This is a genomic window from Corallococcus caeni (assembly GCF_036245865.1).
In the GTDB taxonomy this organism is placed as follows: domain Bacteria; phylum Myxococcota; class Myxococcia; order Myxococcales; family Myxococcaceae; genus Corallococcus; species Corallococcus caeni.
This window is the reverse complement of the sequence record NZ_BTTW01000002.1, coordinates 685,367-700,183: the sequence shown is the minus strand read 5'-3', so window position 1 is coordinate 700,183 and position 14,817 is coordinate 685,367. Positions and strand designations below refer to the sequence as shown.

General features: G+C 66.9%; 7 protein-coding genes. All 7 read left to right on the top strand.

The genetic code is table 11. The features are described from left to right. The first annotated feature begins 150 nt into the window (after window positions 1-150). On the top strand, window positions 151-612 hold the full coding sequence (locus AABA78_RS10960) for a hypothetical protein (protein ID WP_338262910.1): 462 nt from the start codon (window positions 151-153) through the stop codon (window positions 610-612). A gap of 65 nt (window positions 613-677) precedes the next feature. Beyond that, a complete protein-coding gene (locus tag AABA78_RS10955) occupies window positions 678-1,544 on the top strand; it encodes a DUF3396 domain-containing protein (RefSeq protein WP_338262909.1) in 867 nt (288 codons plus the stop codon). 97 nt (window positions 1,545-1,641) lie between these two features. Then, window positions 1,642-4,815, top strand: a complete 3,174-nt coding sequence (gene drmD / locus AABA78_RS10950) for a DISARM system SNF2-like helicase DrmD (RefSeq protein ID WP_338263585.1) — start codon at window positions 1,642-1,644, stop codon at window positions 4,813-4,815. Between the two features lie 31 nt (window positions 4,816-4,846). After that, complete coding sequence (locus tag AABA78_RS10945) at window positions 4,847-8,746, top strand: DNA methyltransferase (protein WP_338262908.1); 3,900 nt, start codon at window positions 4,847-4,849, stop codon at window positions 8,744-8,746. A gap of 8 nt (window positions 8,747-8,754) precedes the next feature. Continuing rightward, a complete protein-coding gene (drmA, locus tag AABA78_RS10940) occupies window positions 8,755-12,093 on the top strand; it encodes a DISARM system helicase DrmA (RefSeq protein WP_338262907.1) in 3,339 nt (1,112 codons plus the stop codon). Further along, a complete protein-coding gene (drmB, locus tag AABA78_RS10935; protein ID WP_338262905.1) occupies window positions 12,080-13,927 on the top strand; it encodes a DrmB family protein in 1,848 nt (615 codons plus the stop codon). Before drmA ends, drmB begins: the two co-directional genes overlap by 14 nt. Continuing rightward, entirely contained in the window at window positions 13,918-14,604 is a 687-nt protein-coding gene (gene drmC, locus AABA78_RS10930; RefSeq protein WP_338262904.1) for a DISARM system phospholipase D-like protein DrmC, read from the top strand. The genes drmB and drmC overlap by 10 nt, the downstream gene beginning before the upstream one ends. Window positions 14,605-14,817 lie beyond the last annotated feature (213 nt).

Genomic DNA, 14,817 nt, shown 5'->3' with positions numbered 1-14,817 from the left:
CATTCCACCGGCCGTGCTCGCGTTGATGCAGGAGAACCACGAGGCGGATGAGCTCGAGAAGCAGCTCGCCGCGTGTGCCGTGCAGGCCGAGCAGGTGGGAAACGCACGCCACTTCCAGGACCGGCCCCGACGCGGCAGGAGTGCGCCGAGGTGGTGGAGACGGACCGCTGCGGCAAGCCCGTCACCCGGGCCATGCAACTCGGTAAGCGGAAGCACGTGCTCGCCCTGGCATGCGCGGAGCAGGTGCTGAAGGAGCTGTGGCCCGCGCCCTTCAGCATCGAGCAGCGCTACCGCTACTACCCGAACGCCCGGATGGTGGAGACGGTGAGTCGAAAAGAGGAAGCGCGGCTCATCGCAGAGGGCTGCACCGAGGAACTTCGAGGCACCCTCAAGCCGGACCTCGTGCTTCACGGCGACCACAACCTGCTGAAGGCCGTGCTCATCCTGGACTTCAAGTTCCCCTGTCCGGACAGCAATGCGCCACGATGGACGGAGTATGGGAGCAACAACCCCTATGCCTACGAGTCCCAAGGGGCAATTTACGAAAAGGCACTGGGTGGACAGGCCCTGCTCGTGTCACCCAAGGCAGGCATGGAGCCATTCGAGCGATGAGTCCAGCATTCCCAGTCATTCGACTTCGCGATCGAGGCAACTGGCTCGCAGGCCGAGATGGCATCGTGCTGGCCTTCTTCATCCATCGTGCACACACGGAGGTAGGTCCCGCGATCTGGCGCTCGATCCAGACCTTTCTTCATGCCATCCCGCCTGACTCACTCAACTGGTACACGTCGGCGGATGGCGACATGGTTCCCCTGGATGCCGAAGGCTGGGAACACAACCGCCATGTCGTAACAGAGCGTGTTGGAGGCGGGAGCCGGTCCGTGGAGCTGAGGGAGAGCCCCAGTGAAACCGGTGGCTATCAAGTCGAATACTACGGGCGACTGCTCGACAGCCTCTTTCATGATGCGCCCGTCACGACTTTGGCGTTTACGTTCCCCACGGAGTACCTCGTGGAGCATGGAGTGGCCCGCCTTCGCTCCCTGGTGCTTGAGCTGGCTCGTGAGCTGCCCTTCAACTTTGGTTACGCCAGCTTCGCCCTTGTCTCGGCACAAGGCTCCTGGGCCGCAGGCGATTGGAACATCACTGAAGCGCTCCTCGCTCGATACCCCGGTCTGGATGCGCCTCATGCCTTGAGATTCAGTTCCATCCTCGGAACCCGAACCCTGGGCCCGTACTGGCTCACGTTCCTGGGCCAGCCCTTACTGGGACAGATGGGCGGCATCGACGCGCTCCGGAACGCGCTCCCCTTCCCGGAGGTCTCCGTGCTCCCCATGGACGGAGACCGCGTGCTCGTCACCCTCGATGAATGGCCAGACCCCATCGATACACAGACGAAGTCAATCCCCCCGCAGTATCGCGCGCTAGCCCGGCTGATGGAGCCCTTCCTCTTCAGATACGAAGGAGAAGAACTCCCTCTCTACAAGCGGGACACGAACCAATGGATCCAGCGACACCTTTACACACCAAGCACACAGTGTGATTAAAGGGTCGCCAAAGCACTGAAAATCCGTTCCTCACTCTTTGGAGGAATTCCGCTACATATTTGTAGCAGGCACTGTGTTTGGCGTGCCCACCGCTCCCATGCCGTGCGCGGGTGATATCGCGCAGGTCCGACACCGCCAATATCTGGTCAACGAGGTCGTGGCTCCTTCGGATGTCCAGGAGCAACACACCCTCGTTCGTCTCACCTGCCTGGATGATGACGCACAGGGTCGCTCCCTGTCTGTCCTGTGGGAGCGCGAACTCGCCGCTCGGGTCATTCGTCCCGAGCAGGGTGGACTGGGGACGCCCGAGCGTTTCGACGAACCCCGTCACTTCGCCGCGTACCTGCACGCGCTCAAGTGGAGCTCCGTCACCGCCACCGATGCCCGACTGTTCCAGGCGCCGTTCCGCGCGGGCATCCACCTGATGAATCATCAGCTCACGCCTCTTAAAAAGGCGCTTGAGTTGCCCAGGGTCAACCTCTTCATCGCGGATGACGTCGGTCTGGGGAAGACCATTGAAGCCGGGCTCGTGATGCAGGAGCTCATCCTCCGCCAGCGCGTCGACCGCGTCCTCATTGTCTGCCCGGCGTCCGTGACGCTTCAGTGGCGCGATGAGATGGAGAAGCGCTTCGGCCTGCGCTTCGAGATCTTCAACAGCGAGTTCGTCTCCCGCCGCCGACAGGAGCGCGGCTTCCAGGTCCCTGTCTGGGCCACGCACTCGCGTTTCATCGTGTCGTATCAGACGCTGCGGCGCAGCGAGTACTTCGAGCCGCTGAAGACCCTCCTGGAGGAGAAGGGCCACCACAAATCCATGCTGGTGCTCGACGAGGCGCACGTCGTCGCCCCGGCATCGGCCAACCGGTACGCCATCGACACGGAGACCACCCGCAGCATCCGATCCCTGGCGGAGCGCTTCGAACACCGGTTGTTCCTCTCCGCCACGCCCCACAACGGCCACTCCAACAGCTTCTCCGCGCTGCTGGAGATGCTCGACCCCCAGCGCTTCACCCGGGGCACCCGCGTCCGCGAATCCCAGCTGGCGCCCGTCATGGTGCGCCGGCTCAAGGGCGACCTGCGCGCGCTGGGCAGCGCCCAGCGATACCCCGAGCGGCACGTGGTGGGCGTGCGGCTGACACATGACTCGGGGCGATGGCACGCCGAGTGGCTTGGCCTGGACGGCAAGACCGTCGAGCAGCGCGTGGACCTGGGCGAGGGAGCCGCCCCCGAGCTGGAGCTGTCCCAGAAGCTCGCTCGCTACACGGAGCTGATGGCGCCTGGCACGAAGCAGGGGCGACTGGTCTTCATCAACCTCCAGAAGCGCCTCCTCTCCAGCATCGAGGCCTTCCACCGGACCCTCTCCGTCCACGCGGCGGCCTTCGGCGCGGGAGCTCTGGCCCCGGATGGCGGAGCGCTCACCGGTGCCCCGGCCCCCGAGTCCGAGGAGCACGGCGAGACGGACGACTCCCTTGAGCTGGCGTTCGCGGAGAGCATCCACGAAGACAGTCAGCGCCTGTCCGCCAGCGTCCAGGCCCGCAAGCTCCTGGATGACATGCTGAAGCTGAGCGCCCGGCACCGCACCTCGCGAGACGCAAAGCTGCGGGCCCTGCTCCACTGGATTCGCGAGCATCAATGCCCCCTCACCCGGGGCGCCGCGTGGAAACCTCGCCGGGTCATCGTGTTCACCGAGTACGGCGACACGCTCCGCTTCCTCAAGGAGCAGCTCGGCGCCGCCTTCGAAGGCACCCAGCGCGGGGACGAGCGGATCCTCACCCTAACGGGCGGCATCGATGACGTAAGGCGTGCGGAGGCCCAGGCCGCCTTCAACGGTCCGATGGACGAGTTCCCCGTCCGGGTCCTCCTCGCGACCGACGCCGCTCGCGAAGGAATCAACCTGCAAGGCCACTGCGCGGACCTCTTCCACTTCGACGTGCCTTGGAATCCCTCGCGCATGGAGCAGCGCAACGGCCGCATCGACCGTGCCCTGCAGCCCGCCCCCACCGTGCGCTGCGGCTACTTCGTCTACAGCCAGCGCGCCGAGGACGCGGTGCTCGACACCCTGGCCCGCAAGGTGGAGACCATCACCCGCGAACTGGGCAGCCTGGGCAGCGTGCTGATGGACCAGATGCACGATGCCCTCGCCACGGGCATCACGAAGGGCACGCTGGAAAGTCTCTCCCGTGCCGCGACCTCCACCCGCACCGACGTGACGAAGCGGGAGCTGGAGTCGCAGCGCACGCTCCAGTCCCTGCGCAAGGAGCTGGATGCGATTGGCGAACTCCGTGAGCGCAGCGGCAAGGTGATGGACTTCAATCCCGCCCTGTTGCGCGACGCGCTGGACGTGGGTTTCGAGCTGGCCGGCGCCGGACGGCTGGAGCAGGAGAAGGTCACGGAGGAGGGTCGGACGGTGGAAGCCTGGAAGGTCCCCGCCCTCCCCGCCTCGTGGAACACGACCCTGGACTCCATCCGTCCCCGGCGGGAGCCGGACGAGGCGCCGTGGGAGTGGCGCAAGCGCCCCGTGTCTCCCGTGGTCTTCGAAGCGCCGTCAGGCGTTTCCAGCAAGCTCGCCCATCTGCACCTGTCCCATCCGCTCGTCCAGAGGGTGCTCCAGCGATTCCTGGCACAGGGGTTCTCCGCGAACGACCTGAGCCGCGTCACGGTGGTGCAGACCCAGCGCGACTCGGTGGCGCGCGTCATCGTTTTCGGCCGGCTGTCGCTCTTTGGCGAGGGCGCCGCTCGACTCCATGACGAAGTGGTCTCTGTTTCAGCGAAGTGGCTGGACGGTGGTGGCCGCGGGCACTTGAAGCCCTTCGCGGATGAAGCGGACCGCAAGGCGATTGAGCAACTGGAGACCACGCTGGCGGAAGCACCTGCGCTCTCCGCGACACCCCAGGCCGTCCAGAAGCGGTTGCTGGCTGGAGCAGCGTCCGACTTCGCGAAGCTCTGGCCCGCGGTGGAAGAGCAGGTGGAGCTTCGAGAAAAGGACGCGCGCAAGAAGCTGGCAGCGCGCGGAACCACCGAAGCAAAGGCGCTGACGGAAATCCTCCTGAACCAGGAGGAGGCCATCCGGGACGCCCTGGGTGCGCAGCTCGAGCTGGGGATTCGTGAAGAGCTCGAACAGTGGCGGCGTGATCGCACCCACCTCACGCAGCGATTGGCAGCGCTCAAGACAGAACTCGCGACGCAGCCAGAAGCGTTGAAGGGGCTTTTCGCCGTCCGGCTCGTGAGGGTCATGCCCGTGGGCATGGTGTACCTCTGGCCGGCTTCGCGCTGACGCCCACCGATTTCTTCACAGGGGGGAATTCATGAACGACGTCGAACGTCGCTATCACCAGACATGGCTGGGGATGGCGCAGCCCATTGAAGGACTGGTGGTTTCCATCCCGGTCCTTGAAGACGCGCAGTGCATGCAGCGCCTGCCGGTGTCCGCCCAATCGCGGTTCATCCTGCTGGCGGGCCGGGAGTCACCTCGAGTGACGGATGTTCCGCGCTTCCTCCGGGAGGTGCTGGGCTACGCCGAGGATGACTTCGTCACGGAATTTCCAGAGGAGCTCCGGCTCGACATCGCGGAAGGGCAACAGACCCTCAGGCCTACGCGGGGCTTGCGGCGGCGTGGTCCTCCTCCCGCGAAGCCAGAAGGCCTGCCGGACGACTCCACGCCCATCAGCCGGGCCGCGGAAGGGTTCGCGCTCCTGACCTGGGAACTGCCTTCGGGGCTGGACCTGGACAAGAAGGAGGACACCACAGGCACGTGGTTCTACGAACCCACCGCGAAGTTCGACCGCTTGCTGCGCGCCGCCCGGGTTCCCATCGGCCTGCTGTTCAACGGTGACTCCGTGCGCCTGGTCTACGCGCCCCACGGAGAGACCTCCGGGCACCTCACCTTCCGCTTCAAGGACCTCATCACCTCCAGCGGCCGGCCCCTGTTCGACGCGATGGTGATGCTCCTGCACGCGCGCCGCTTCTTCGGCGTGCTGTCCGAGCATCAGCTCCCCTCGCTCCTGGAGAGCTCGCGCCGCCGTCAGGCGGATGTCACCGAGGAACTGGCAGGTCAGGTGCTGGAAGCGCTCGGCATCCTCCTCACGGGTTTCGAGACGGCTGCCGAACGGGATGGCTCCCGCACCTTGGATGAAGCGTTTTCACGGGGCGAGGAGCATGTCTACGGTGGGCTTCTCTCCACGCTCTTGCGGCTCGTCTTCATCCTCTACGCGGAGGACCGGGGCCTGCTTCCCGTGGACCAGGAGCCCTACCGGGACGACCTGTCGGTGAAGGCGCTCCACGAGCAACTGGTCGAGGACGCCAGCCTGTACCCCGATGCGATGAACCGGCGATTCGGTGCATGGCCACGGCTGCTGGCGCTCTTCCGGTGCGTCTACCTGGGCGCATCCCACGACAAGCTGAGAATGCCGGCACGTCGAGGGCAGCTGTTCGACCCCGAGACGTTTCCCTTCCTGGGAGGCGGGAGCTCCGACGAGTCGGGCACGGACAGGCCGGCACCCTCCATTGATGACGAGACTGTCTACCAGGTCCTGGAACGACTCATCTTCCTCAAGGGGCAGCGGCTGAGCTTCAAGTCGCTCGACGTGGAGCAGATCGGCTCCGTGTACGAGGGGCTGATGGGCTTCCACGTGAAGCGCCTGACAGGCGCCGGGATCTGCCTCAAGCCCTGGAAGGTCTGGGTCTCCGCGACCGAGGTACTGGCACAACCCGCGAAGCGGCGCGCCGCGTGGCTGGAGGAGGAAGCCGGAGTCGAAACGAAGGTGGTGAAGGCCGTGTTGAAGGCGCTGGAGCAGGCGGACACGCAGCAGAAAGTCCTGGCCGCGCTGGAGCCCTACCGTGTGAAGGGGACCGAGACGCGGCGGGCATCCCAGCTCGTGCTCCAGCCCGGTGACGAACGGCGGCGGACCAGCAGCCACTACACGCCTCGCAGGCTCTCCACGCCCATCGTCCAGCGTGCATTGGAGCCGCTGCTCAAGACCATGGGGCCGAAGCCCTCCTCGGAGCGGCTCCTCAACCTGAAGATCTGCGACCCGGCCATGGGGTCCGGGGCGTTCCTCGTGGAGTCGTGCCGCTTCCTCGCGGACCAGGTCATCGCGGCCTGGACGCGCGAGGGTGTGCTGAAGCGTGACAAGCACGAAGACGAGGTGATGCGGGCGCGCCGGCTGGTGGCACAGCGATGCCTGTATGGCGTGGACAAGAACCCGTGGGCGGTGAGCCTCGCGAAGTTGTCGCTGTGGCTCGTGACGCTGGCGAAGACGGAGCCCTTCACGTTCCTGGACCATGCGCTCAAGTGCGGAGACTCACTGGTAGGGCTCGACCTTGAACAACTGCAAGCGTTCCACTGGGACCCGAACAGCAAGAAGCAGTCGGAGTTGTCATGGACGTTCATCAAGAACGCACTGACACGGGCGCAGAAAAAGCGCGACGAGATCCTCCAGCTCGCACTCGACCTGGAAGGGCCGGACCGCAAGCCGTTGCAGCTGGACCTGGACCCTGGCCGGGTCAAGGAAGGGCTTCTCCGTGACGCGGATGCGGCGCTCGAGGACGTCAAGAGGATCGCCGATGCCTGCGTCGGAGCGTTCTTCGCTAACGGCTCCGACAAGGAGCGGGAGAAGGAGCGCGTTCGTCGGCTGGACCTGATTGGGACTTGGCTCTCCAAGGAGAAGAAGGGCGTTCTGCCTCCCATGCCCGCGGAGATCGCGGCGTTTTCCGCGCCGGCATGGACGTTCCACTGGCCGCTGGAGTTCCCGGAGGTATTCCACGGGAGCCGACCCGACCCACTTGATAACGAGCAGCCCAACAAAGCGGCGTGGGTCGACGGGTTCGTGGGGAACCCGCCATTCGCGGGGAAGAACGCCATCATTGAGACAGGCGGAGAGAACTATCTGCCCTGGCTCCAGGCGGTCCACGAGGGCGCGCACGGAAACGCGGATCTCGCCTCACACTTCTTCCGCCGCGCGTTCCACCTGCTGGGTGAGCACGGCAGCTTCGGCTTCATCGCCACCAACACCATCGCGCAGGGAGACACCAGGGCCACTGGGTTGAAGTACCTGGTGGACCAAGGCGGCCATCTGTACGACGCCGTGCGTTCCATGAAGTGGCCGGTCTCTGGGGCCAATGTCTCGGTGTCCGTGGTGCATCTGGCGAAGGGCCACGTCTCCGGACTGACGCTGGAGCCCCGCCTGGACGGAGTGCCCGTGAAGCACCTCAACTCCCGGCTGAGGGGAAAGCCCGAACGAGCGGATCCCGTGGTGCTTGTTGCCAACACGGGCAAGAGCTTCCAAGGAAGCATCGTGCTCGGCATGGGGTTCGTGCTCAGCCCCGAGCAGCGGGCGGAGCTTGTCGCGAAGTCCTCAAAGAACGCGGAGCGCATTTTTCGCTACGTGGGTGGCGAGGAGATCAACTCCGATCCAAGCCCGGAACTCGAACGGCACGTCATCAACTTCGGGCAGATGGAGCTGAAGGAAGCTGAGCGCTGGCCCGACCTTCTCCGCATCGTGCGGGATCTGGTGAAGCCTGAGCGCGACAAAGTGAAAGACAAGGGAGCCAATCGGCTCTGGTGGCAGTTCATCCGTCCCAGACAGGAATTATACCAAACGCTTAATTCCTTCCGCCGCTGCCTCGTGAACTCACAAGTATCTAAACACCTTGTTTTTGATTGGCGACTTACGGGTGGTGTTTTCTCACATGCGGCCTACGTCTACACTCTGGATCAAGACCGATGGCTTGCGGCCCTGCAATCGCGGGTTCACGAGGTCTGGGCACGGCTTCTGTCCTCGTCGATGCGCAACGATCTTCGCTACACGCCGAGCACTTGCTTCGAGACCTTCCCCTTCCCCGACGAAGCGCACAGCACAGCGCTCGACACGATGGGGAAGCGGCTGCACTTCGAACGCAGCCAGTACATGCAGGCCAACAGCATCGGGCTGACGACCACGTACAACCGGCTCAAGGACAAGTCCGTCACCGACACAGCGACGCAGCGCCTGCGGGACCTGCACGTGGCCGTGGACCAGGCTGTCCTGGACGCCTACGGCTGGAACGACATCCACGCCCCTCCGTACTGCGGCGCCACCGCCGCCCAGCTCGAAGCCTTCGAGGACGACGTGCTCGACCGCCTCTTCGACCTGAACGAGCGCCGCGCCTACGAGGAAGCCCATCCCACGTCCCGCCGTCCCTCGAAGTCCCGCGCCCAGACCGCTTGAGGCCTCCCATGAATGCCCATGATGCTGGAGCAGTCCGCTCCCACCTCATTGATGCGCTCGAAGCGGACCTCGTCGGTCCCTTCCACAAGCCCCCAGGCACGCCCGTATCGGACGCCCCGGAGGTCCTCCGCAATCCTCCCTCCCGTTGGTACCTGACGGGGTTCCTCGTCCCTCTCGACCAGGGCGTCATCGAGGACGAACCCGACGACGAGGAAGACGACCTGGCCGCGGGCAACGACGAGGACAACGAGGAGTCATCCCGCCCCGATCCCACCGCCAAGAAGGTGCGGCGCCTTCCCGCGTCCATGGGCCTGTCCGTCTTCGTCCCCTCGAACACGTCTCAACTCACCGCGCACGTCTGCTGGGCGGACTACCAGCGCATCGAGGTCGATGAGCGCAAGCAGTGGAGCCGGACCTTCCACCAACGCACCGTCACCCTCTCCCTCCACGACGCGGTGCTGCGGGAAGGCGTGAACCTCCAGGACAGCCGGGGCCTGCGCCTGGAAGGCCACGTGGAGAAGACGCCCGAAGGAGAGCTGGCTGTCGCCATCTTCCTGGTGAATGCACGCCCGCCCACCAGCACCGCCGTTGAGCGTGACGAGGCCTATGCCTTCCAGACCCACCTTGCCCTGGAGTGCGCCCAGGGCTTCGTCGGCCGGCAGGACGCAAGCGATGCCAGGAGCGAGGACGATGACGATCGCGTCAACGACCTCCAGTTCCGCCACCGCCAGCAGTGGGCCGTGGGCCACGGCGTCTCCGTACGCATCCCATCCACAGCCATGCCGGTCACCCGCGTGGAAACGGACTGGCTGCCGCGCGTGGAAGTGCTCCCCGTCGAAGCGCGCCGCATCCCCGAAGTCACCGTGCGGATGGAACAGCTCGCCGCGTTCACGACCCCCTCGGAGGCCACGGAGGCCTTGAGCCCCCTGGTGCGGGCCTACCGCGACTGGGTGAACACCCAGGCCGCCATCGACGTGGGCAGCGAACGCCGACAGGAGACGCGGGAGGAGCTCGTCCGCCGGGCCCACCGCGCGGCCACCCGCATCGAGGAGGGCATCCAGCTCCTTGAGCGCGAGCCGCTTGCCTTCGACGCCTTCCGCTGGATGAACAGCGTCATGGCCCAGGCCGAGCGCAAGGCCCGGCCGGAGCACGCTCCCGAGTGGCGCCTCTTCCAGCTCGCCTTCATCCTGCTCAACCTCCCCTCCGTCGAGGACGAAGCCCACGCGGACCGAGAGCTCGTGGAGCTCATCTTCTTCCCCACCGGCGGCGGAAAGACACAGGCCTACCTGGGGCTCATCGCCTTCACCCTGCTCCTGCGCCGCCTCCGCGGCCAGTCACATCCCCACGGCGGCCTGGGCGTTGCCGTGCTGCTGCGCTACACGCTGCGGCTGCTCACGCTCGACCAGCTGGGCCGCGCGGCGACGCTCATCTGCGCACTCGACGTGCTCCGCCAGCAGGAGCCAAAGCGCCTGGGAGTGGTGCGCTTCTCGATTGGCCTGTGGGTCGGCCGCTCCGCCACCGCCAACACGCTGGAGCAGGTGGCGACGCAGATCACCGAGTACAAGAACGACAACAGCGCTCGCGCCCAGTCTCCCTTCCCGCTTGCCACCTGCCCCTGGTGCGCCACTCCCTTCGAGCGGGAGTGCTTCATCCTCCGCCCCTCCAAGTCCAGGCCCGAGGAGGTGCTGGTCGGCTGCGCGAACATCGCGTGCGCCTTCAACCTGGGCCGCAACCCGGAAGGGCTCCCCGTCCTCTTCGTCGACGAGCAGATCTACCGCGAGCTGCCATGCTTCCTTGTCGCCACGGTGGACAAGTTCGCCATGCTGCCCTGGCGCGGTGAGACGGGGCTCCTCTTCGGCCGCGCCCTGGGCCGCACCGGCAAGCGCTTCGTGGGCCCGTGCGACGACGCCGCGGACCTGAAGGCGGCGCTCGTGACGCTCCCCAAGGGGCTGCGTCCCCCGGAGCTCATCGTGCAGGACGAACTGCACCTCATCTCCGGGCCCCTGGGGTCCATGGTGGGGCTCTACGAGGGCGCCGTCCTGACGCTCGCGCCCCGGGCGAAGCTGGTGGCCTCCACGGCCACGGTCCGCCGCTCGCGGCAGCAGGTGAGCCGCCTCTATGGACGGGACGTGGCGCTCTTCCCGCCGCCCGGCGTGGACGCCTCCGAGACCTTCTTCGCCTCCGTGGGAAAGAAGGGCGCGCGCCAGTACGTGGGCGTAGCGGCACCTGGCCGGCCCATGAAGGCCATCCTGCTGCGCGTCTACGTCAGCGTGCTCGCTGCCGCCGCGCGCGGTGAACACCTCCACGGCGCCCCGAGCGCCGACCCGTACCTGACGCTCGTCGGCTACTTCAACAGCCTGCGCGAGCTGGGCGGCATGCGCCGGCTCGTCGAGGACGAGGTGCGCCGGCTGGTGATGGACCGCGTCCGGCGCCGGCCCGAGGACTTCGACAGCGAGGCCGAGCACCCCTGGTACCAGGGGCGGACCATCCGCGGCGAGCCCATCGAGCTGACCAGCCGTGAGAAGACCGCCGACATCAAGGCCGCGAAGAACCGCCTGGAGCTCACGCACGGCCAGCCCCAGAGCATTGATGTCGTGCTCGCCAGCAACATGATCTCCGTCGGCGTGGACATTGACCGGCTGGGGCTCATGGTCGTGGCGGGCCAACCCAAGACGACCAGCGAGTACATCCAGGCGTCCAGCCGCGTGGGCCGCAACGTGAACAAGCCCGGCCTCGTGGTGACGTGCCTCAACGCCGCCAAGCCGCGCGACCGCAGCCACTACGAACGCTTCGGGACGTACCACGAGTCTTTCTACCGCTTCGTCGAAGCCACCTCGGTGACGCCCTTCTCCGCGCCCGCGCTCGACCGGGGCCTGGCCGGCGTCGTCGTGGCGCTGGGCCGGCTGCTCGACACCGCCATGACCGCGCCCCTGGAGTGGAAGTCGCTCCAGGCGCACCGGGACGCCCTGGAGGAGTCGCTCGAAGTGCTGGCCAGACGCGCCGGGCGCGGATTGCCCAAGGAGGAGTCGGAGCGAGCCAGCCGCATCGTGATGCAGCGGGCAAGGAGCCTGCTCGACTCCTGGCGGAACATCATCGAGCAGGCCAAGAAGGACGCCGCCCAACGCGCGTACTCGCCCTACGACCCGGAGGGAAAAGGACTCAAGCCCCTGCTGCGCGGCTTCCTGGACTCGACCGACAACCTCACCCAGGACGAGCTCAAGTTCGAGGCGCCCACGTCCATGCGCGACGTGGAGTCCTCCGTGCACCTGTGGATTTCACGTCAACCCCTGGGCGGCTACCGCGCCCCGAAGGCAGCAGCGGAGGAGGTGGCGCATGACGAACCGTAGGAAGTGGACGAGGGCCCGCTCGACGCGGCCTCCCGATGGACGCGTGCGCCAGAGCCAGGTGGTCTCCACCTTCGGCCCGGGCAGCATGCTGGACCTCTTGAACGACGCCGTCCTCGTGGGCGGCCTGGACTTCTGGCGGCTCAAGGGCCAGGGCGAGGTGGTCAACGAGCCGCGGCTGCTGGAGATCGTTGAACCGCTCTACCACCGCAACAAGTGGCCCCTCAGCAAGGAGGCCCCCTTCCGCAAGCCGCCCGCCGGCGACGAACGGGAGCCGACGGAGTCCTGCGGCATCCAGGTGTACGAGTTTCCGCGCTGGTTCGTCTGCCAGAACCCTCGCTGCCGCGCGCTCGTGAAGGCCAACAGCCTGGAGCGGGTGAACCAGGAGTACCGCCACCGCTGCTCGGGCGTGGAGGCGAAGCCGGAGCGTTGTGTGCCGGTGCGCTTCGTCGCGGCTTGTCCCCGGGGCCACCTGTCGGACATTGACTGGTCCTGGTGGATGCACGAGCGCAAGCCCTGCGACGCCCCGCAGCTCAAGCTGGAGGAGGGCGTGAGCGGTGACTTCAGCGACATCGAGGTCGCGTGCTCGACGTGCGGCAAGCGCAGGCGCCTCATCGACATGACGCACAAGGAGCAGCAGGACCGCTGCGACGGGGAACGGCCCTGGTTGGGCCTGGAGGCCCGGGAGCGCTGCGACGAGAAGCAGCGGCTGCTGGTCCGCACCGCCAGCAACGGCTACTTCGCGCAGACCACCAGCGCCATCACCATCCCCGAACCGGAGTCGCTCCGGCGAAAGGTGCAGTCCGCGTGGAGCATCCTCCAGGCCGCCACCGAGGAGAGCCTCCCTGCATTCCGGACCATTCCCCAGGTCCAGGCAGCGCTGGGCCCCGCGTCCAATGCGGAGGTGCTGGCGGCCATCGCGGCGGAGCGCGAGCACACGCCCGAAGCCGTCCCTGAAATCCGCACCGCTGAGTGGCTCCAGTTCCTAGCGCAGCCGCAAGAGAAGCCGGGCGAGATGCCCCGGGACCGCACGGAGGTCTTCTGGGCACGACGCATCGCCCAGCCTCAAGGGTTGCCGTCGCTGGTCGAACGCGTGGTGCTGGCGCGGCGGCTGCGGGAGGTGCAGGCCCAGGTCGGCTTCACCCGGCTGGAGCCGCTGTCGAAGGACCTCCAGGGGCGCTACGACCTGGACGTGGCGCTCGCGCCAATGTCGCTGCACCGGGACTGGGTGCCAGTCACCGAGATGCAGGGCGAGGGCATGCTGTTGGTGCTCGACGAGCAGCAGGTGCATGCGTGGGAGACGTCCACCCCGGTGCGACGACGTGAGGAGGTGCTCAAGACCGGGTGGGAGCGTTGGAAGCAGGGCTCCGGGTCGAAGCTCCCCTTTCCAGGAGTGCGGCTCTACCTGCTGCATTCGCTGGCGCACCTCTTGATGACCGAGGTGGCGCTGGAGTGTGGCTACCCCGCGAGTTCCATCCGCGAGCGTCTGTACTGCGCACCTCACAGCGATGCGGTCCCCATGGCAGGCATCCTGTTGATGACGGGCACCACGGGCGCGGAGGGCACGCTGGGCGGACTGGTGGAGGAGGGGCGGCGGTTGGGCCGTCACCTCACCCGCGCGATGGAGGACGCGCGGCTCTGCTCCAACGACCCCGTGTGCGCGCACCACGAGCCGACCGGCCGCGACGACCGCGACCTGGAGGGCGCCGCGTGCCACGGCTGCCTCTTCCTTCCGGAGTGCTCCTGCGAGCGCTTCAACCAGTACCTCGACCGCGCGCTCGTCGTGCCCACTCTGGGCCACGAGGACGTCGCCTTCCTGAAGACGCCGTGGACCTGAGCGGCGTGGCGACATTGGACCTGGAGCGGCTGCGGACCGGGGTCGCCGCACGGCGGCTCGGGTTTCCGTTGTCGCGGCTGGCGCTCCGCGGGGAGGGGCTGGAACCGCTGGCGGGCGAGGCCGAGTCGTTGAACGCGCTGGGACGGGACGGAACGCTCGTGTTGCTAGACACACTGCTCGTGGAACGGCGTGCGAGTGCCCGGCGGCCAGAGCTGGTCTGGACGGGGCCGGAGACCCGCTGGAGCGGCGCCCGTGACACGGCGGTGGTGCTGGCGGACCTGTTCCATAAGGCCACGAGCACGGTGCTGGTGGCCGGGTTCGCGTTCGACCACGCGGCGGACGTCCTGCGGCCGCTGCATGAAGCCCTCAAGCGGGGCGTAGGCTGCCGGCTCTATGCCAGCGCATCGGTAGCGTCGTCATTCCTGCAGGAGCACTGGCCCTTCGGTCCACCGTTCCCGGAGTGCCACGGCTTCTCCCCTGAGAAGGGCGTCTTCGCCAGCCTGCATGCGAAGTGCGTCGTGGTGGATGAGCGGTGGGTCTTCGTGACGTCCGCGAACTTCACTGACCGGGGACAGACGCGGAACATCGAAGTGGGGGTACTGCTGGAGGATGCGCACCTGGCGGCGGTGCTGGAGGCCCAGTTCTCCACGGGGGAGTGGTTCTCACGGGTCGCTTGATTCGGCGTGACGCCGGATAGAGTCCGGAGCGTGCGTTCCGTGACGAGCCTCTGGGTGGCCTGTGCCCTGCTGACGGCGTGTGCAGGCGGTTCAAGGCACTCGCGGCACGGGGAACTGGGCTTCGTGGATACGGAGACGGCCGGGAAGGCACGGCACGCGGCCTACGTCGCGGAGCAGGCATCCGCGCGGGCTGCGACCCGGGCCATGGTGTCT

Bases quoted from the DNA above. Each gene is read 5' to 3' on its own strand.
- drmD (WP_338263585.1), top strand. From the start codon at position 1,642: ATGCCGTGCGCGGGTGATATCGCGCAGGTCCGACACCGCCAATATCTG.
- AABA78_RS10945 (WP_338262908.1), top strand. From the start codon at position 4,847: ATGAACGACGTCGAACGTCGCTATCACCAGACATGGCTGGGGATGGCG.
- drmA (WP_338262907.1), top strand. From the start codon at position 8,755: ATGAATGCCCATGATGCTGGAGCAGTCCGCTCCCACCTCATTGATGCG.
- drmB (WP_338262905.1), top strand. From the start codon at position 12,080: ATGACGAACCGTAGGAAGTGGACGAGGGCCCGCTCGACGCGGCCTCCC.